The sequence below is a fragment of the Paracoccus methylarcula genome, assembly GCF_003007735.2.
Taxonomy (GTDB): Bacteria; Pseudomonadota; Alphaproteobacteria; order Rhodobacterales; family Rhodobacteraceae; genus Paracoccus; species Paracoccus methylarcula.
The window spans coordinates 25,452-43,473 of the sequence record NZ_PXNQ02000001.1; the positions used below are offsets into that span (position 1 = coordinate 25,452).

At 59.2% G+C, this 18,022-nt stretch carries 17 protein-coding genes and 1 pseudogene; 8 read left to right on the top strand and 10 right to left on the bottom strand.

Annotated elements, in window-relative coordinates:
* Positions 1-127: 127 nt before the first annotated feature.
* The 6 genes from A7A09_RS00135 to A7A09_RS00160 form a co-directional block, all read right to left on the bottom strand.
* A complete protein-coding gene (locus tag A7A09_RS00135) occupies positions 128-1,090 on the bottom strand; it encodes a TAXI family TRAP transporter solute-binding subunit (protein ID WP_106689258.1) in 963 nt (320 codons plus the stop codon).
* A 30-nt stretch (positions 1,091-1,120) separates the two neighbouring features.
* A complete protein-coding gene (locus A7A09_RS00140; protein ID WP_106689259.1) occupies positions 1,121-2,623 on the bottom strand; it encodes a TRAP transporter permease in 1,503 nt (500 codons plus the stop codon).
* Positions 2,624-2,995: 372 nt separating this feature from the next.
* On the bottom strand, positions 2,996-3,835 hold the full coding sequence (locus A7A09_RS00145; RefSeq protein ID WP_106689260.1) for an alpha/beta fold hydrolase: 840 nt from the start codon (positions 3,833-3,835) through the stop codon (positions 2,996-2,998).
* A 122-nt stretch (positions 3,836-3,957) separates the two neighbouring features.
* Positions 3,958-4,725 carry a GntR family transcriptional regulator gene (locus A7A09_RS00150; protein ID WP_106689261.1) on the bottom strand — a complete coding sequence of 256 codons (768 nt, stop codon included), beginning with the start codon at positions 4,723-4,725 and terminating at the stop codon, positions 3,958-3,960.
* A gap of 86 nt (positions 4,726-4,811) precedes the next feature.
* Positions 4,812-5,099: a DUF1330 domain-containing protein gene (locus A7A09_RS00155; protein WP_106689262.1), complete on the bottom strand. Its 288-nt coding sequence runs from the start codon at positions 5,097-5,099 to the stop codon at positions 4,812-4,814.
* Between the two features lie 5 nt (positions 5,100-5,104).
* Positions 5,105-5,791, bottom strand: coding sequence for a GntR family transcriptional regulator (locus tag A7A09_RS00160; RefSeq protein WP_106689263.1), 687 nt, complete (start codon positions 5,789-5,791; stop codon positions 5,105-5,107).
* A 101-nt stretch (positions 5,792-5,892) separates the two neighbouring features.
* Between A7A09_RS00160 and A7A09_RS00165 the strand changes: the two are divergent.
* The 8 genes and pseudogenes from A7A09_RS00165 (at position 5,893) to A7A09_RS00200 (ending at position 14,552) form a co-directional block, all read left to right on the top strand.
* Positions 5,893-6,494: pseudogene (locus tag A7A09_RS00165) on the top strand (amino acid synthesis family protein).
* Positions 6,469-7,278 (top strand): alpha/beta fold hydrolase, encoded by an 810-nt coding sequence (locus A7A09_RS00170; RefSeq protein WP_106689264.1) that lies wholly within the window; start codon positions 6,469-6,471, stop codon positions 7,276-7,278. The pseudogene A7A09_RS00165 and the gene A7A09_RS00170 overlap by 26 nt, the downstream one beginning before the upstream one ends.
* On the top strand, positions 7,275-8,201 hold the full coding sequence (locus tag A7A09_RS00175) for a flavin reductase family protein (RefSeq protein ID WP_106689265.1): 927 nt from the start codon (positions 7,275-7,277) through the stop codon (positions 8,199-8,201). The genes A7A09_RS00170 and A7A09_RS00175 overlap by 4 nt, the downstream gene beginning before the upstream one ends.
* Positions 8,198-9,235 (top strand): LLM class flavin-dependent oxidoreductase, encoded by a 1,038-nt coding sequence (locus tag A7A09_RS00180; RefSeq protein ID WP_106689266.1) that lies wholly within the window; start codon positions 8,198-8,200, stop codon positions 9,233-9,235. The genes A7A09_RS00175 and A7A09_RS00180 overlap by 4 nt, the downstream gene beginning before the upstream one ends.
* A 9-nt stretch (positions 9,236-9,244) precedes the next feature.
* A complete protein-coding gene (locus A7A09_RS00185) occupies positions 9,245-10,711 on the top strand; it encodes an aldehyde dehydrogenase (RefSeq protein WP_106689267.1) in 1,467 nt (488 codons plus the stop codon).
* Positions 10,712-10,783: 72 nt separating this feature from the next.
* On the top strand, positions 10,784-12,454 hold the full coding sequence (locus A7A09_RS00190; RefSeq protein WP_245999041.1) for a BCCT family transporter: 1,671 nt from the start codon (positions 10,784-10,786) through the stop codon (positions 12,452-12,454).
* A gap of 69 nt (positions 12,455-12,523) precedes the next feature.
* On the top strand, positions 12,524-13,972 hold the full coding sequence (locus A7A09_RS00195; protein ID WP_106689269.1) for an NAD-dependent succinate-semialdehyde dehydrogenase: 1,449 nt from the start codon (positions 12,524-12,526) through the stop codon (positions 13,970-13,972).
* A 142-nt stretch (positions 13,973-14,114) separates the two neighbouring features.
* On the top strand, positions 14,115-14,552 hold the full coding sequence (locus A7A09_RS00200; RefSeq protein ID WP_106689270.1) for a carboxymuconolactone decarboxylase family protein: 438 nt from the start codon (positions 14,115-14,117) through the stop codon (positions 14,550-14,552).
* Between the two features lie 501 nt (positions 14,553-15,053).
* On the opposite strand, the gene A7A09_RS00205 is transcribed toward A7A09_RS00200, so the two are convergent.
* The 4 genes from A7A09_RS00205 to A7A09_RS00215 are packed head-to-tail and all read right to left on the bottom strand — an operon-like array spanning position 15,054 to position 17,977.
* Positions 15,054-15,908 (bottom strand): sugar phosphate isomerase/epimerase family protein, encoded by an 855-nt coding sequence (locus A7A09_RS00205; protein ID WP_106689271.1) that lies wholly within the window; start codon positions 15,906-15,908, stop codon positions 15,054-15,056.
* Positions 15,909-15,939: 31 nt separating this feature from the next.
* Positions 15,940-16,956 (bottom strand): ABC transporter permease, encoded by a 1,017-nt coding sequence (locus A7A09_RS00210; RefSeq protein ID WP_106689272.1) that lies wholly within the window; start codon positions 16,954-16,956, stop codon positions 15,940-15,942.
* A complete protein-coding gene (locus A7A09_RS21220; protein WP_245999042.1) occupies positions 16,953-17,111 on the bottom strand; it encodes a hypothetical protein in 159 nt (52 codons plus the stop codon). The genes A7A09_RS00210 and A7A09_RS21220 overlap by 4 nt, the downstream gene beginning before the upstream one ends.
* On the bottom strand, positions 17,108-17,977 hold the full coding sequence (locus A7A09_RS00215; protein ID WP_245999043.1) for an ABC transporter permease: 870 nt from the start codon (positions 17,975-17,977) through the stop codon (positions 17,108-17,110). Before A7A09_RS00215 ends, A7A09_RS21220 begins: the two co-directional genes overlap by 4 nt.
* Positions 17,978-18,022: the final 45 nt, after the last annotated feature.

The following is an 18,022-nucleotide window of genomic DNA, read 5'->3' on the forward strand; positions in this document are numbered from 1 at the left end:
CGAAGAGGTTAGATATTGATGTCCTCAAACCCGACGAAATGATTATCTTCCGCAGTACCATGCGAAAGGTCACCGGATGGCTTCAAACACGCTATTTGCGAAGCCGTGAATTTCGTTGAGCAACGGATCAACGAAGGCCCGCTTCCTCGAAATAGCGTTCGGCTCCTGGGTGCATGGGAACCCCGTAGTCCTTGGCTCCCAACTCGGGCGTGATTCCCGCGAAGCTCGAGTTCTGTTCCTGCAGTGCTTCGAGATTTTCCCAGAAGTTCTTCGTGAAGCCGTAGATCATCTCTTCATCGGCATTCGCATCGGCAAACACGACCTGTGCCAACCCGAATGTCTGGACCACCTCGTCTTGCCCTTTGTATGTTCCGGCGGGGATCTCGAATGGTACCAGAAGTCCGTCATAGGCCTCGTTCATAGCGTCGATGACAGATTTCGGGATATCTAGATACCTGATGGGCGTGGTTGCAGAAAGCCTTTGCGCATTTCCAAGCCCAAGCTGGAATACATGACTACCGCCAACAAAGATCCCGTTCTGAATCTCGTCGAATACCTGGCCCGTCGGGACATTTCCGGGCAGAAAGTCGGTCATGGAGATCCCGGCGGCCTTGAGGAGCTCGACATTGAGGCCATGGGTGAAGCTCGCGGGAACGTTGATATTGAAGGACTGGCCCTTGATACCGTCAATTGATGTGATGCCGCTGTCGTCACGGACAAAGAAATTCTCCGGAACGATGCCGAAGGTGAAGAGCATGCGCAGATCCTTGAACTGCTCCTTGATCGGAACGTCGGCAAAATCGCCTTTTTGCTGATAGGCGAAGCTCAGATCGATCAGGGTATTGAGGCCAATATCGACATCATCGTTCAGGACAAGGCCGAGATTATCCTTGTAGCCACCGGTTGTCTGAACCGAAAACCTGTAATCACTCTGTGCCTTGTTGGCGACATCGGCCATCAATGCCCCGTTTACGTAGGGGCCTGAACCGGATGAGCTCGATCCGATCGAGACCTGGTCTTGCGCGAATGCGGGGCTTGACAGAAAGGTGATGCCGGTCAAGACCGTTGCCAGTGATGTCACGAGTTTCATGAGTTTCTCCTCTGTTGGATTTTCAGCTTGCTAAGCATGCTTTCTGGGGGTTTTGCGGGCGAGCCGAAGGGTCAAGATAGCTCCGACGGCAGCAAGACCGGCGAGATCCGTTATGGAACCGGAATCGATCAACGCAATCGCAGCGGCCACCAGTGCCGCCCGCTCTGGCCAACCGATCCAGTCACCGCACCAGCCCTGGATGCCAGCCGCCATTGCAAAAACTCCAACGCCCGCCGTGACTGCTGCCATCGCGATCTGAACCGCGTTGCCCTGCAACAAAAGTGCGTCGGAATACAGGAACATGAAGGCCACGATGAAGCCCGGCAGGGAATGCACGAAAGCGGTGACGGCCGTTTTCCACCAGTTCGCATTCGCGATACCAGCGGCAACAACCGCGACCAGCGCGACCGGAGGAGTCGAGCCGGATTTGATCGCGAAGTAGAACAGGAACAGATGCGCTCCGAGCTTCGGCGCGCCCGCGGTGATCAGGGCCGGTGCGGCGAACATCGCCAGTAGCAGGTAAGCGATGGGCGTGGGCATGCCCATGCCCAGAAGAGTCGCGGCAATGACCGCCAGGAATGCTGTGACAAGCAGTGAGCCGTCACTCACGGCCAGAATGATTTCGGTTAGGCGAGGGCCCAGCCCCGTGGAGACAATCCCCGCCTGCAATATGCCGATTGAAACGATGAGTGCGGTAATCCCGGCCGCCTGACGGATACCTATGTCGAACTGGTTCAGTAATTCCGTCAAGGATATGCGTGTCGACGCACGAGCCATGCCTGCGACCAGAGCCACAGCCAGGGAAATGAGGCTGGCATAGGCAGGCGTGAAACTCTCCACGATCAGTAGCCAGAACAGCAATGCCGGGGCGATAAGCAGATGCCAGCCGTCGCGCATTGCCTGACGGGCTGAAGGAATTTCGCTTTCCGGCATGCCATGCAGCCCTTCCTTCAGGGCTTCGATATGGATTACCCAGTACAGGGAGAGGTAATACAGGATCGCCGGCAATATCGCGGCCATGGCGATGGTCGCATAAGAGATACCGGTGATCTGCGCCATGATGAAGGCGGCCGCCCCCATGATCGGTGGAACCAGTTGGGCGCCTTCCGAGGTGTTGGTCTCGATCGCGGCGGCGACATGGCGGCGGAATCCGGTCTTGATCATGAGCGGAATGGTAAAGGTGCCGGTGGCAACGACATTCCCGACGGAACTGCCCACCATGGTGCCAAGCCCGGCACTGGCAGCCATGGCGCCCTTTGCCGCGCCGCCGGTTTGCCGTCCGAGTGCGGCATTCGCGAGATTGATGATGAAATCGCCGGTTTTCGTGGCCTGCAGGGTTGCCCCGAACAGCATGAACATGAAGAGATAGGTGGCGGCGACCTGCAGGCCGGTGCCGAACAATCCCTCATTGGTATAGGACACGAGATAGGTGAAGCGCTGGATATCCATTCCGGCGTGCGAAAATACACCCGGTAGATGATTGCCCCAGAGCATATAGGCAACGCTTGCCAGTCCGAGCAGGGCCAGAACCACCGATTGCGACGGGCTGCCTCTAGGGCGACAGCAACCATCGCAAGACCCATCCAGACATCCAGTGGAGTAAGATAGTTTGCGCCCCAGAGGTTCAGAAGCCGTTCATATTCGATGACCAGATAGACCATGCTGGTAACGGCTATTGCCGCGGCAAGGATATCCAGCCCCCATTGACCATTCCGCAACAAGGGTTTCCGGGATCTCGAGCGGGCAAGAAATGCGATGAACAAGGTGGCGCCCGCGAAGATCGCGAGATGAACCACCGTCGTCTTGTAGGGTCCGAACAGGGTCGCGTAGGCCATATATGAGAAAAGCCCGAGGCCGACTGTTCGCAAGGCAAAACCCAGTAGGATCGGTGTTTCCTGTTCCGTTTCAGCCGTCATTGGACACTTCCTCATCTGGTTGAATTTCCGTCGGGTTTGTTTGGCCGCGAAGGAAGTCCAGTATCGGGGATATGAAAAGATCGGGCTTTTCCACGAGCCCGAGATGCTTGAGCCCAGGAACCACGTGTAACCGGGAATTCGGCATTTCCGATTTCATGACCCTGGCCATTGCCGGCGTGCTGCCGATGTCGTGTTCAGAGGTGATTATCAGCGTCGGCGTGTCCAGGGTTGGCTGCGGTGCGATCAGTTCCCTGATGCCAAATGCCAGAACCCGGCGGGCCTGCGCATAGCTGTCGGCATTACAGGAAAGAACCCATTCCCTGATCTTTTCCATTGATTCGGGGCTGCTATTCCGGAATTCCTCCGTGAACCAGCGTGAAAGCGCCGCGTCTATGGTCGCCGCAGGTCCACCATCAGCGCTTTGCTTGGCTTGTGCTTCGACCTTGCGCTGCAAATCCGGATCGCGTGTATGTGGCGAATTCATGATGATCAGCGCATCCGTCATCTCGGGATATGCCATCGCGAAACGGCGGTTGATCATCCCTCCAAGTGAAAAGCCTGCTATCGTGGCCGACGAAATCCCGGCGTGGCTCATCAGCCCATGCAATTGCTCTGAATAAAGGTCGAGCGAGGTAGTTGTAGGTGAGGCACCGCTCTTGCCGTGCCCGTAAAGATCGTAGGTCAGGACATGATAGCGCGCCGATAATGCAGGCAAAAATCTTCGCCACAGCCCCCGATGAAGTCCAAGCCCATGAATCAGCACAAGCGATGGTGCATTCGCGGAGCCATGAAGATCGTATGCGGTCTGATCCCATCGGGCATCAAGCATTTACGGCCTCATTATTGTGTGACGGTATTATTGTCATACAATCTGTCGAAATGCAAGCAAGAAGACGGATGCGACTTGGTGTAGGGTCTGACAGGCTCAGGCGTGGGCCTCGATATATCCGGTCAGTCCTGCGGAAAATCGCGAAGGCGTATCAGCGCGGATTCAGCAGCAGCGGCAATATGTGTCTCACTGGCGATACGCGCTGCATCAACATCGCGTGCCTTGATTGCCTCGACGATCTTTCCGATTTCCGCCACGCTCTGACCAAGCCGCCCCGGTCGTGTCATCGACTGCGTGCGCAGGAAGGCGATGCGGTCGAGAACCGGCTCGAGCACCGTTCGGATTTCCGGGTTGCCGCATCGATCCATGAGGATAGCGTAAAAGGCGGATGTGGCGGCCCGGACACTGCTTAATTCCGGCTTGTCGATGAGCGCGTAAAGTTCGCCGAACCGGGCTTTCAACGATGCGATATCTGCCTCGGTGCCGCGTTCCGCAAAGAACTGTGCCGCAAGCCCTTCCAAGGCACTGCGAAGCTCGTAAAGCGCGGCAACGCGATCGATGGATGGCTGCGCGACCACGAAACCACGAGCGGGAATCCGATCGATCAGGCCACGCGCCTCGAGATGAACAAGCGCCTCACGCAAAAGAGGCCGGCTTACCCCCATCGCCTCGCAAAGTTCCCGCTCGACGAGATGTTCTCCCAATTGAAACTCTCCGTTGAGAATCGAGCTGCGCAGCGTCTCCTGGACATGATCCCGAAGGCTGGTGGGGCGTGGAACACGCAAACGCTGTCCCTTGGCCGAGGAGGAAATCGTCATATGACTACCTATGTTACGAACTCTTGCGCTTCCACAATATGCTGGTCTACCCGCCAAATCGCGAGCAGACATTCATATTGATAGACAATATGGCAGGCATTCCGATCTACCATATTCAAAGAAACATCGAAATGACGCAGTGGCAGGCTCGGACCGGATCACATCCCGTCAATGATGGCTATATCGGCGATGCAGGCGTCTCTTCGGGCATCCCTCGCGGCGCTGTATTCAGGAGAGTTGTAACAGGCGTTGGCTTGTTCCCTGCTGTCGAACTCGATCACCACGTGACGCTCCCACGCGGTTCCTTCGAGTGTTTCTGCAAGACCGCTGCGAACCAGGAAACGCGCCCCGTATTTGCTGAAGGCTTTCACGGCGAGGGCCTGGTAGCTCGCGTATCTTTCGGGATCGGTCACCGTGACATTGGCGATCCAATAGGCTTTTGCCATCGATGTCACTTCTCCAGGTCTTCGGCTGCAAGCAGGTGTTCGGCGATCGTGGTTACGTCGTCCAAATGGCGGTTGACTGCGTGGCGGGCGGCTTCCGGCTCACCGCTGACGATAGCGTCGCAGATCGCCTTCATATGCGCTTGCCCGGGTTGTTTGCGGTCGGAACTCGACAGGGTCATCATCCGCAGCCGCGAGATACGCCCATTGAGCCGCTGCACGATTTCCCAGGCGACGCTGTGCCCGGCGCCTTCGAAAATGACCTGGTAGAAACGCGCGGTTGCCCTGAACAATGTGCCGGGAGATTTTTCACCGTAGCTTTGTTTCAGTTCCGCCAGTGTCGCCTGCAGCTGTCCGGCAAGCTGTGGCGTCATGTTGGAGGCGCAGGTCGTGGCGGCCGCCGTTTCGAGCATGCGTCGGATATCATAGATCTGACGCGCTTCGTTCCAACTCATCCGGGCTATGATCGGACCTTTATGGGGCAAGTATTCCACCAGCCCTTCCGCTTCCAGATAGCGAATCGTTTCTCGAATCACGGTGCGGCTGACGCCAAGCTGCTCGCACATGACCCGTTCGATCAGCCGCTCACCGGGCTTGAAGTGACCGTCGATGATCGCTTCGCGCATGCGCTCCTGAACCATATCTCGCAGGGTTGCGGGGGGCTTGTCGATCTTGCTGAGAGGGGCGTTTTCCATGCTCGTCGGATACCAGCACAGGGCGAAGTAAACAAGTATTGATTGACAGACGATATGATTGTATACCATCATACAGTAATGTCAAAAATAGAGGTGTGATCATGTCCGCCAGGATCCGTAAAACGCTGCTGCATGTCGAAGAGACCCTGATCGAAGGTGGCAAGACCGCGCCGGTACCGCTGAAGATGATCGCGCTATCGCCGTCATCGAGAACCCGTGGGCGGGGCAGGGCTTTGTCGAGGACCTTCGGCCCGGGATCCTTGATTGTGCTCCGGGGCTGGGCGAATTGCTGACTGGCATGATCCTCGGGACCGCCGGTGGTGGAGAGAAGGTCGAGGGATATGGAAAATCGGCCATAGTCGGTGTGAATGGCGAGGTGGAGCATGCCTCCGCGCTGATCCATACGCTGCGTTTCGGCAATCACTATCGCGAGGCGGTCGGGGCGAAATCCTACCTTGCCTTCACCAATACGCGTGGTCCAGCGAATGCTCCGCTGCAAATCCCGCTGATGGACAAGAACGATGGCGGCCGTCGCAGCCATTACCTGACGATCCAGCTTTCGGTGGCGGATGCTCCCGGACCGGATGAGATCGTGGTTGCCCTTGGCGCATCAGTGGGCGGGCGGCCGCATCACCGGATCGGCGACCGTTATCAGGATCTGAAGGAGCTGGGTCACGATGTCGAAAACCCTGCATCTGTCTGATTCATACGGCCGGCTTTCCTGGCGCGAGGCCGGGCAAGGAGCGCCAGTGGTGCTGATCCACGGGGTCGGGATGCAATCGGCGGCGTGGGAGCCGCAGATTGCCGCCCTGTCGGACAGGTATCGCGTGATCGCACTGGATATGCCGGGGCATGGAGGCAGCGGGCGTTTGCGCGGGGTTGCCGCTTTGCCGGATTTCGTGGATTGGCTGCACGTTGCGCTGACGGCGCTCGATCTGGGACCGGTCAGCCTTGCCGGGCATTCCATGGGGGCGCTGATCGCAGCCGGTTATACAGTTACGCATCAGAAGATGGTTGTCCGGGTGGCACTGTTGAACGGAGTTTTCCGGCGTGACGCATCTGCCCGTGCCGCCGTCGAAGCGCGTGCCGCCGAGATACGGGCGGGGGTGGTGGATATGGAGGCGCCACTGGCCCGCTGGTTCGGAGACGACGCGGCTGATCGCCCAGTGCGTGAAAAAGTCTCCCACTGGTTGCGGGCGGTCGATCTGCAAGGCTATGCGACAGCCTATGCGGCCTTCGCTTGCGGAGACCGGACCTATGCCGACAGGTTCGGAGACATCGCTTGTCCGCTGCTGGCCATGACCGGCGAAGGCGATCCGAATTCGACTCCCGAGATGTCCCGATCCATGGCCGCCGCCGCGCAATATGGGCGGGCCGTGGTCCTGAAAGGGCATCGGCACATGATCAACCTCACCGCTGCGGAAGAGGTCAATCGCGAATTGCTGCACTGGTTGAACAGGTCGGCGACACAGGAGGAGATGACATGAGCGCAATCGATCCGCGCGCGCTGCGCAACGCCTTTGGAACCTTCATGACCGGTGTAACCGTTGTCACGACCAGGGATCCCGAGGGGAAACCGGTAGGGTTTACTGCGAATTCCTTTACCTCGGTGTCGCTCGATCCACCACTGGTGCTGGTTTGCCTGGCGAACTCTTCGCGCAACCGGGCGGTTTTCGCCGAAACGCCGGGCTTTGCGGTCAATGTCCTCTCGGAGGGGCAAAAACACATTTCCAATACCTTTGCCCGCCCGGTCGAGGATCGTTTCGAGGCCGTAACCTGGCGCGATGGCCCCTTTGGCGCACCGGTTCTCGACGACGTGTCGGCGTGGTTCGACTGCTCCCGGCACAAGCTTGTCGAAGCGGGTGATCATGTCATCCTCATCGGCAAGGTCGAAGCTTTCGACGATTCCCCCGCGCCCGGATTGGGTTATGCGCGCGGGGCTTATGTCACCCCGGCGATGGAAGCGCGGGCATTGGCGTCGCGGGCGGATCTGATGGTGTCTGCCCTGATCGAGCATCAGGGGGAGGTGCTTCTGGTCCCGAATGACGACGATAGTCTTGCCCTGCCGGTGGCCAGGGTCGGCAAGGAGGGCGTTTCAGCGGCCCTGGCGCAACTGATCGCGGAACATGGTGCAGGGATCGAGCCGGGTTTCATCTATGCCGTCTATGAAGACGACGATGCGGGCTGCCAGCACATTTCCTTCCTGTGTCAGGCAGCCGGGCCCGTATCCAGGCACGGGGTCTTCAAGGCACTGGTCCCCTCGGTGCTGGCGAAAATCGAGGACCCGGCCATGCGCACCATGTTGGAGCGTTTCGCGGCGGAAAGCCGGATCGGCAATTTCGGCGTCTATTACGGAAATCAGGTCAGCGGCAAGATTCGTCCCATCGCCGCAGGGAGTGGATCGCAATGAAGTTTTCCCTTTTCGCGCATATGGAACGTATCTCGCCCGAACAGGATCAGCGGCAACTCTACGAGGAATTCATCGAACTGTGCAGGATCGCAGATGAGGGTGGCATGCATGCGATCTGGACGGGCGAGCATCACGCGATGAATTTCACCATTGCGCCGAACCCGATGCTGAACCTGGTCGATCTCGCGCGGCGCACGAATAACGTCCGCCTTGGCACCGGCACGGTGATCGCGCCCTTCTGGCACCCGATCCGGCTGGCGGGCGAGGCGGCGATGACCGACATCCTCACCGGCGGACGGCTGGAACTGGGCATCGCCCGTGGTGCCTATACCTTCGAATACGAACGCCTGATGCCCGGCATGGACGCGTGGGAGGCCGGGCAGCGTATGCGGGAGCTGGTTCCGGCGGTGAAGGCCTTGTGGAAAGGTGATCACGCTCAGGAGGGGGAGTTCCATTCATTCCCCAAGACCACCTCCTCGCCGCAGCCGGTGCAGCCGGATGGCCCGCCGATCTGGGTGGCTGCCCGCGATCCCAACAGCCACGAATTCGCCGTCTCGCAAGGCTGCAACGTGCAGGTCACGCCGCTGTGGAGAGGCGACGGGGAAATCACCGAACTGATGGACAAGTTCAACGAGGCTTGCGCGAAATTTGCTGACCGTCCCCGCCCGAGGATCATGCTTTTGCTGCATACTTACGTTGCCGATAGCGAGGCGGATGTGCAGAGAGCCGCCGAGGAGCTCAACCGTTTCTATTGCTATTTCGGTGCCTGGTTCATGAACAAGCGTGACACCAGCCAGGGCCTGATCGCGCCCCTGTCGGACGACGAGATCGCGGCGCATCCCTTTTATACGCCTGACGCGATGGAACGCGACCTGGTGATAGGTCAACCCGATCAGGTCATCGAACGGCTCAAGGGCTACGAGGCGCTCGGTTATGACGAATATGCGTTCTGGATCGATTCCGGCATGTCCTTCGAACGCAAGAAGGCATCGCTTGAACGCTTCATCGCCGAGGTGATGCCAGCTTTTCGATAGGAGGTCGAAATGCAGAAATTCCAGCAGTATATCGGCGGCGAGTTTTCCGGCGGCGGCGCCCAGTTCGAAAGCATTGATCCCGCGACAGGGCGCCCGTGGGCGCTGATGCCGGAGGCCCGTGTTGATGACGTGAACCGCGCGGTCGAGGCGGCGGAGCATGCCCTGTTCTCACCCGAATGGTCGGGAATGGCGGCAAGTCAGCGTGGCAGGTTGCTGTATCGTCTGGCGGAACTGGTGGCCGAGAATGCCGGGCGACTGGCAGAGCTTGAAACCCGCGACACCGGCAAGATCATTCGCGAGACCAGTGCCCAGATTGCTTATGTCGCGGAATATTACCGCTATTATGCCGGTCTCGCCGACAAGATCGAAGGGGCGCATCTGCCCGTGGACAAACCCGACATGGAGGTCTGGCTGCGCCGCGAACCGATTGGTGTTGTTGCCGCCATTGTGCCGTGGAATTCGCAGCTATTTCTTTCCGCCGTGAAGATCGGCCCGGCATTGGCCGCGGGATGCACCGTGGTGCTGAAAGCCTCGGAGGACGCTCCAGCGCCAATGCTGGAATTTGCCCGCATCTTCGATCAGGCGGGATTTCCCAAGGGGGTGCTCAATGTCATCACCGGCTTCGGTGATCAATGTGGTTCGGTGCTGACCAGTCATCCCAAGGTGAACCATGTCGCCTTTACCGGCGGACCCTCGACCGCCCGCCATATCGTGAGAAATTCGGCGGAAAACCTTGCTTCGACCTCGCTGGAACTGGGCGGGAAGTCGCCCTTCATCGTCTTCGAGGATGCCGATCTGGAAAGCGCCGTGAACGCCCAGATCGCGGGCATCTTCGCGGCGACCGGGCAAAGCTGTGTCGCGGGGTCGCGCCTCGTGGTGCAGAATTCGATCAAGGAAGAATTCCTGGCCCGGTTGAAGGAAAAAGCTGAAAAGATCGTGATCGGTGCGCCGGATGATATGGCGACCGAGATCGGCCCGCTTTGCACGCAGCGTCAACGCGATCATGCTGCGGAACTGATCGCGGCATCGGTGAGGCAAGGTGCCCGGATCGTGGCCGGTGGGGTGGTATCGGAGGGCGAGGGATTTTATTTCCCGCCGACGATTCTGGATTGCTCGGATGCCCCCGAAACGCCCGCCGTGACCTGCGAGTTCTTTGCGCCCATTCTCTCGGTTCTCGGATTCGATACCGAGGCCGAGGCGCTCGAGATTGCCAACAACACCGAATTCGGGCTGGCCTCGGGTTTATTCACCCGCGATCTGGCCCGCGCGCATCGGATGATCCGGGGCATTCGCGCAGGTATCGTCTGGGTCAACACCTATCGCGCAGTAAGTCCCATCGTCCCCTTCGGTGGGCACGGCCTGTCCGGGCATGGCCGCGAAGGTGGTTTGCAGGCGGCACTCGATTACACCCGCGTCAAATCCGTCTGGCTGCGGACCAGCGACGAGCCGATCCCGGATCCATTCATCATGCGCTGAACCTCACCGCGTCCACGGCCGTGGTCCGGCGCCTCCCGCACCGTGCCCGGTCCCATAACAGGGAGACAAGAAATGGCACAGGACACCGGGGCTCCGCCCGAAGACCGGATGGTTTCGGACAAGGGACCCTTCAAAGGCTTGCACAATGGCATGAGCATCGCATCCAAGGCGATGGTCGCGGCATTCGTCGTTTTCACCGTCCTCAATGTCGAACTGGCGGGAAAGCTTTACGGCTCGATCCGCTCCTGGGTCGAGAGCGCGCTAAGTTGGTATTATATCAGTTCGGTTGTCGTGCTGTTCTTCGTCTGCCTGTTCCTGATGTTCAGCCGCTTTGGCTCGATCCGGCTGGGCGATGACGACAGCCGCCCCGAGTTCAGCAATTTTTCATGGTTCGCGATGCTGTTTTCCGCCTCGGTGTCGATCGGCATCATGTTCTTCGGCGTGGCCGAGCCACTGTTCTATTTCGACAATTCGGCAGGTTGGGGCTATCCCAACAATCCCTTCGCGGACAGGCTTGGCCATACCGGGCTGACACCCGAGCGCGCGGTTGACGCGGTAAGGGTAACCAATTTCCACTGGGGTCTGCATGGCTGGGCGATCTATACGATCACCGGGCTGTGTCTGGGCTACTTCGCCTTTCGCAAGAAACTGCCGCTGACCTTCCGCTCTGCGCTCTACCCGATCCTTGGAGACCGGATCTATGGCCCGGCCGGACATGCGGTGGATCTGCTGGCGATTTTCGGCACCGTTTTCGGTATCGCGACCTCTCTGGGCCTGGGTGCAACCCAGATGGCGCAGGGCATGAACGTGCTGTTTGGTGTCGATTCGGGAATCCTGACACAGGTCCTGCTGGTCCTGGGAGTTTCCGTCGTGGCCACCCTGAGCGCGGTGTCCGGCATCGGTCGTGGCGTCAAGATCCTGTCGGAATGGAACATCATCCTGACCATCGTGCTGATCCTGTTCTTCCTGTTCGCAGGACCCACGCAATGGCTTGTCGGGTTCTTCCTGAACTCTCTAGGAGCCTATGTGACGCATTTCGTGCCGATGGGGTTCTGGACCGCTTCCGAGCCCGGCGATGTCGCATGGCAGGGGGGCTGGACCATCTTCTACTGGGGATGGTGGCTGAGCTGGGCGCCTTTCGTCGGCATGTTCATCGCCCGGATCTCGAAGGGGCGTACCATCCGCGAGTTCATGTTCGGCGCTATGCTGGTCCCAACCGCGATGGCCTTCATCTGGATATCGATCTTCGGCGGCAACGCGCTGCATATCGAGATGAATGCGGTAGATGGCGTCGGTTCTGCCGGGTTGATCGAGATGGTCAACAACTGGAACCTGGGTGGCACGCTGTTCGGGACCATCGATGGGCTGGCGGGCGGAGGAGCCCTGACATGGATCATATCCGCGCTTGCGACCTTCCTGCTGGCAACATGGTTCATCACCAGCTCGGATTCCGGAACGCTCGTTGTGACGACGATACTTTCCATGGGCAATCCGCATCCGCCAAAGCGGTACCGCATCATCTGGGGAGGGGCGCAGGCACTTGTCGCTGCCGTACTGCTGATGGCCGGCGGATTGGGAGCGTTGCAAACGGCATCCATTGCCGCAGCTTTGCCAACATCGATCCTCGTTGTGCTTATGGCCGTCGGGGTTCTGAAATCATTGATGGAAGATCCGCGTGCCGAGATCGCTCATGGTGGTTTTGCCCCGGATGGTACGGTGCTTGATGACGATCTGCGTGGTTGAAACACTTTGAAAACGACATGCAAGGGCGGATCGCTTCCGCCCTTGTTTCATGCCTTCCGGAGAAAGCAAATGCTGCACCTGTCCCGTGCCGATCTGCTGATCGATGACGCCTTTATCGCAGGCGAATGGATCAGCTTGTCAAATCGCTTTGCCGTAACGAATCCTTCGACCGGAGAGGTGCTAGCGGATGTGGCCGATTGCACCAGGGAGCATGCTCGGCATGCAATTGACGTGGCCGCTGCGGCACAAAAGGAATGGGCCGCTCGGACCGGCAAGGAGCGGGCAGACATTTTGCGCCGCTGGTTCGATCTGTTGATTGCTCACGCCGACGATCTCGCGGCAATTCTGACTGCAGAGATGGGAAAGCCCCTGCCTGAAGCCAAGGGCGAAGTTCTTTACGGCGCCAACTTCATCGAATGGTTCGCGGAGGAGGCAAAGCGCGTTTACGGTGAAACAATCCCCGGACACCAGCGTGACAAGCGCATCATGGTTATCAGGCAGCCAGTTGGCGTTGTCGGGGCCATCACACCCTGGAACTTTCCAAATGCCATGATAGCCCGAAAGGCTGCGCCCGCTTTGGCCGCAGGTTGTGCCATGGTGGTGAAACCGGCAGCAGAGACGCCGCTTTCGGCACTGGCACTGGCCAAGCTTGGACAGGAAGCCGGGCTTCCTTCCGGCATTCTTTCGGTATTACCCGCAACGGACAGCGCCGGTATCGGATTGGAGTTCAGCGAAAACCCCTCGGTGCGCAAGATCAGTTTTACCGGCTCGACAAATGTCGGCCGCATTCTGATGCGTCAGGGGGCGGATCAGATCAAGAAGCTTTCCCTGGAACTGGGCGGGAATGCGCCATTCATCGTGTTTGACGATGCGGATTTGGATGCGGCAGTTGAGGGAGCGATCCTGTCCAAGTTCCGCAATGCCGGCCAGACCTGCGTCTGCACCAACCGGATTTACGTGCAGGACACGATCTACGAAGCCTTCATCGACAGGTTGGCTGCCGCAGTGGGGGCGCTTTCGGTTGGTGACGGTTTTGCCGAAGGCACCGCGATTGGGCCGCTCATCAGCGATACCGCCATGGACAAGGTTTGCCATCATATCGCTGATGCCGTGTCCAAGGGCGCAAAGGCAATTACTGGCGGTAACCCGCATGCACTTGGTGGAACCTTCTTTCAACCCACCGTGCTGCGAGATGTTACCACCGATATGATGGTTGCCCGCGAGGAAACTTTCGGCCCTCTCGCTCCGGTGTTTCGCTTCTCTACCGAGGAAGAGGTGCTGGCTGCGGCGAATGACACGGAATTCGGACTGGCGTCCTATTTCTATAGCCGGGATCTGTCTCGTATCTGGCGAATGATGGAAGGGCTCGAATACGGCATGGTGGGAGTCAATACCGGGCTGATTTCGACAGAGGTCGCGCCTTTTGGCGGGATCAAGCAATCCGGCCTTGGGCGTGAGGGATCGCGTCATGGTATTGAGGACTATGTCGAGCTCAAATATTGCTGCCTATCTGTCTGAGGGCAGAAATTATGCTCTGGATACTGGCCCTGCGGATAAAAACTGCCCGAGATCGCATGGACACGACATTTTGTCATGGATGTGCAGAAGAATATCGACCGCCATTTTCCAATCACATCACCAACCCGAGAAGGGATATCCCATGTCTGACATTCCGGAAGTCGGCTCCAGCCAGGATCGAGAAGAAGCACAGGAATATATCGACAAGATTGCCCAAGCCCGCGGATATGTGCTGCCATATCACAAGCTGATGGCAAATGCCGATCTGCCGGTGCTGAAGGCCGCAAACAACCTTGTGGCCGCAGCCTATACGGATCAGCGTCATCTGAGCAGGGCTACGAAAGAGTTGATTTTTGTCAATAGCCTGACCGCTCTACGCGCACCCAAGGGGCAAATCGCAAGCCATATACGTGTGGCTCTGGATCTGGGTGTTTCGCCGATAGAGATTCTTGAGGCCATAGAGATCGTTTTGCCGGAAGCTGGCATCGTCGCGTTTCAGCATGGGTTCGAGGTTTGGGCGGAAATCGTGGGGGCGGAAGCCATTGAGCCGACAGTCTCAGTTCATGACACAGCAGAATAGATTGCGGCTGGTCTTGGGCACATTGTTTCGACGCCGATAGGCACAAAAAATTCTTGAGATTCCAGGTGCGGAGAGGGGATGGCTTCTCGCCTTAGGCAAGCTGATGGTGCGTGCGTCCCGGGACCGATGCTTCCCTACTGGATTGGTCCACCGTTATGTTTAGGAAAGCGGAGGACCAGAGATGGCGAACAAGCGTTACAAGCCCGAAGAAATTGTCACCAAGTTGCGGCAGGTTGAGGTCCTTGTCGGCCAACCCACGCCGATTGGCGTAAATGGCAACCGGACTCCAGGTGTCGCTGGATGAAAACTCAGGGGCAGGTCAGCGCGAATCACGTAAGGCGCTGGTTTTAAAAATTATAGGGACTATCCCTGCTGGTGGATCGATGTTCCTTCGAACGCGCCGACACGGCATGTGACCGGGCTTTGCTGTGCAGCGATAAGTGACAAGCGCCGGCCACGCTACAGGCACAACGCTTGCCACAATTGTCCCCCGATCTGTCATCAGATCAGGCCGTATTGCCTTGCCTTCATCTTCAGAAAGCTCAGGCCATCGGTGAGCACCTCTTCACGCGAGGGCGCAACCTCGCGCCAGACCGACAGGCCTGCGGCGATCTGCGGTGGGACGGTGATGAAGCTTTCCATCGCCATACCACCCTTGAACTGAATGGCCGCCAACGCGCTGAAAACCTCATCCCACTGGATCGTGTCCATGCCCGGTGTGCCGCGATCCGAGGCCGAGAGATGGATGTATTTCAGATGTTCGCGCGCGCGCAGGATGCCGTTCGCCAGCCCCTTTTCTTCGATATTCATGTGATAGGTGTCGAGATGGACAAAGATATTGTCCGCCCCGATCCTTTCGCACAGCCGCACCGCCTGATCGGCCGAATTCAGCAGGTGATTTTCATAGCGGTTCACGGCCTCCAGCCCGTAATCCAGCCCCTTCGTGCGCGCATAGGCGGCGGCCTTTTCGACGACGCGGGCGGTCATGTCGTATTCTTCCTCGGTCGGGCGGGTCCCGGTCCGCTGGCCGATACCGCCATAGATCACCCCACTCAACGCCTTTGCTCCGATCGCCTCGGTGACATCCAGCGCCTTTTTCAGGAAATCCAGCGCCCCCTCGGGGTTATTGGTGGGCAGCTTGTCCAACGGCAGCCCCAGCGAGGCGACGCAATCAACCTCATGCTTTTCCAGCAGGCCGCGCGTATGGGCGATGTCGAGATGCTCTGGATCCAGCATGGTGATTTCGAGAAAATCGATGTCGTATTTCACTGCCTCGGGGATGGCGAATTCCGCCGCCTCGCGGTTCCATTCCATCGCCCACATCGCGGTATGCACACCAAAGCCGCTGACACTCATATTTCTGTTCCTTGTCATGAGAGGGAAGGGATCAGGTGCGTCCGATCCGGATCGCGAACCTGCTCCAGACGAAGCGGGCCACCATCACCATGATGAGAATGCCGCCCCAAAGCGCGGTCGCGAGATGCTGATTTGTGCCCAGCAGGTTCAGGCCCGAGCCGATCACCTGCAGGATCACAAGCGCGAGGATTACCGGCGCGACGCGGCCGAAACCGCCGAACGGGTCCACCCGGCCCAGAAAGCAGGCCAGAACGGTGATCAGCAGATAAGCCTCGCCATGGCCCACCCGGACCGAGTTGAAGCGGCTGGCCATCACGATGCCGGCCACAGCGCACATGATGCCCGACAGCACATAAACCATGGTCAGCGCCCATTTGGTGTTGATGCCGGAATAGCGCGTCGCCTCGGTGTTCGAGCCGATCTGGTAGATGCAGAACCCAAGTCGGGTCCGGTTCAGGATCACCGTCCAGATCAGGGCACAAATCGCGAAGATCAGCAATGGGACCGGGATGCCGGCGATCTGGCCCTGACCCAGCCAGACCAGTTCCGGCGGAAAGCCCGAGATGCTGCCGCCACGGGTCAGGAATTCGCCCAGCCCGCGCAGGAAGATCATCATCGCCAGCGAGGCGAGGATGGGATGCGCGCCGGTATAGGCGACCACCGCCCCCAGCAGCCAGCCGATGGCTGCGCCGCTGGCAAGCGCCAGCAGGATGGCTATCAGCAGCACCCCCGGCCCGGCCTCTGCGCCGCCGCCCCATATCAGCACCCAGGCCAGCACGAGACCCGAGATATTCGCCGAGAAGGTGGTAGCAAGGTTAAGCCCACCCGACAGGATCGGGATCAGCATGGCCAGCGTCAACAGCCCCATTTCCGGCAGCTGATAAGCGATCGACGAAAAGGTCGCCCCGGTCAGGAAGCGGTCGCTGATCGCCGAAAACAGCGCGATCAGTGCCAGCAGAACGCCGATCAGGGCAAGGTTTTCGCGCGCCGCCGGAACCGAGGCTTTACCTGCCCCGCCCGCGGTCATTTTGGCAAGAAGGTCCCTCATTTGCGGGCTCCGTCGGTCAGGTTATGGGGCGGGCGGGGGCGGCGCAGCCGCTCGGACAGGAAGCCGAGCGTTTCGCCGGACATGCTGATCGCCACGAGGATGATGAACCCCACGATCATGCGGAACGCATAGGGCGAGACGCCCAGCAGGTTCAATCCGTTCTGGGTGACGGCGACAAGCGCGAGGCCAAGGATCGCCCCCAGCAGAGTACCGCGCCCGCCGCCCAGCCGGGCGCGCCCAGAACGACGGCGGCCAGCACCTCCAGTTCGCGGCCGTAAAGGGCGTTCGGCACCACCTCTTGCGCGTGATGCGCCTGCATCAGCCCGGCGATCCCGGCGCAGGCTCCCAGCCAACCATAGGCGAGGTAATGCATCGCGCCGATATTGATGCCGAGACGCCGGGCGCCTTCGACATTGTCGCCCATGGCGAAAAGCTGGCGGCCATAGCTCAGCTTGCGCAGCAGGAACCAGGTTGCCAAGACCACCACGGCCATGACCAGAACCGGCAGCGTGATCTCGGCCCAGCCGGCCGCGGTTTCATGTTCGAACAGGATCACCCGCCGCGTCATCCAGTCGGGCAGCAAATAGATCGACACCCCGCCAGAGAAGAACATCAGCAGGCCGAAGAACAGGTTGAAGGTGGCGATGGTCACCACGATCGAGATCAGCCGGAACCGATAGATCAGCGTCGCATTGATCGCCCCCAGGCAGAAACCGAGAAAGGCCGACAGGATAAAGCCAAGCGCCCAGTTCCCGCCGCCGATCTGCATCAGCAGCGTAACCGCCAGATATTGCACGACCGAGGCGCCGACCGCGAACGAAATGTCGATTCCGCCGGCGACCAGTACCACAAGCAGGCCGGCCGCGAAGATGACGTTGACCGCCGAATAGTTCAGCAGATCGAAGGCGTTGACGAGGGTGAAGAACGTGTCCGTCGTCAGCGCAAGCCCCGCGCAGATGCAGGCGATGACGATGATCAGCCAGCGTTCGGTGGGGCCGATAAAGGAAAGCAGCTTAGGCATGGACGGCCTCTTCGACATGGTCGAGTGTGGTGCGGGCGGGAACGA

What these genes read in the sequence shown, in the direction of transcription:
- A7A09_RS00205 (WP_106689271.1), bottom strand. Translation starts at nt 15,908, where the DNA reads ATGAGTGTCAGCGGCTTTGGTGTGCATACCGCGATGTGGGCGATGGAA.
- A7A09_RS00185 (WP_106689267.1), top strand. Translation starts at nt 9,245, where the DNA reads ATGCAGAAATTCCAGCAGTATATCGGCGGCGAGTTTTCCGGCGGCGGC.
- A7A09_RS00155 (WP_106689262.1), bottom strand. Translation starts at nt 5,099, where the DNA reads ATGGCAAAAGCCTATTGGATCGCCAATGTCACGGTGACCGATCCCGAA.
- A7A09_RS00150 (WP_106689261.1), bottom strand. Translation starts at nt 4,725, where the DNA reads ATGTCTGCTCGCGATTTGGCGGGTAGACCAGCATATTGTGGAAGCGCA.
- A7A09_RS00160 (WP_106689263.1), bottom strand. Translation starts at nt 5,791, where the DNA reads ATGGAAAACGCCCCTCTCAGCAAGATCGACAAGCCCCCCGCAACCCTG.
- A7A09_RS00200 (WP_106689270.1), top strand. Translation starts at nt 14,115, where the DNA reads ATGTCTGACATTCCGGAAGTCGGCTCCAGCCAGGATCGAGAAGAAGCA.
- A7A09_RS00210 (WP_106689272.1), bottom strand. Translation starts at nt 16,956, where the DNA reads ATGAGGGACCTTCTTGCCAAAATGACCGCGGGCGGGGCAGGTAAAGCC.
- A7A09_RS00170 (WP_106689264.1), top strand. Translation starts at nt 6,469, where the DNA reads ATGTCGAAAACCCTGCATCTGTCTGATTCATACGGCCGGCTTTCCTGG.
- A7A09_RS00195 (WP_106689269.1), top strand. Translation starts at nt 12,524, where the DNA reads ATGCTGCACCTGTCCCGTGCCGATCTGCTGATCGATGACGCCTTTATC.
- A7A09_RS00180 (WP_106689266.1), top strand. Translation starts at nt 8,198, where the DNA reads ATGAAGTTTTCCCTTTTCGCGCATATGGAACGTATCTCGCCCGAACAG.
- A7A09_RS00190 (WP_245999041.1), top strand. Translation starts at nt 10,784, where the DNA reads ATGGCACAGGACACCGGGGCTCCGCCCGAAGACCGGATGGTTTCGGAC.
- A7A09_RS00215 (WP_245999043.1), bottom strand. Translation starts at nt 17,977, where the DNA reads ATGCCTAAGCTGCTTTCCTTTATCGGCCCCACCGAACGCTGGCTGATC.
- A7A09_RS00135 (WP_106689258.1), bottom strand. Translation starts at nt 1,090, where the DNA reads ATGAAACTCGTGACATCACTGGCAACGGTCTTGACCGGCATCACCTTT.
- A7A09_RS00175 (WP_106689265.1), top strand. Translation starts at nt 7,275, where the DNA reads ATGAGCGCAATCGATCCGCGCGCGCTGCGCAACGCCTTTGGAACCTTC.
- A7A09_RS00145 (WP_106689260.1), bottom strand. Translation starts at nt 3,835, where the DNA reads ATGCTTGATGCCCGATGGGATCAGACCGCATACGATCTTCATGGCTCC.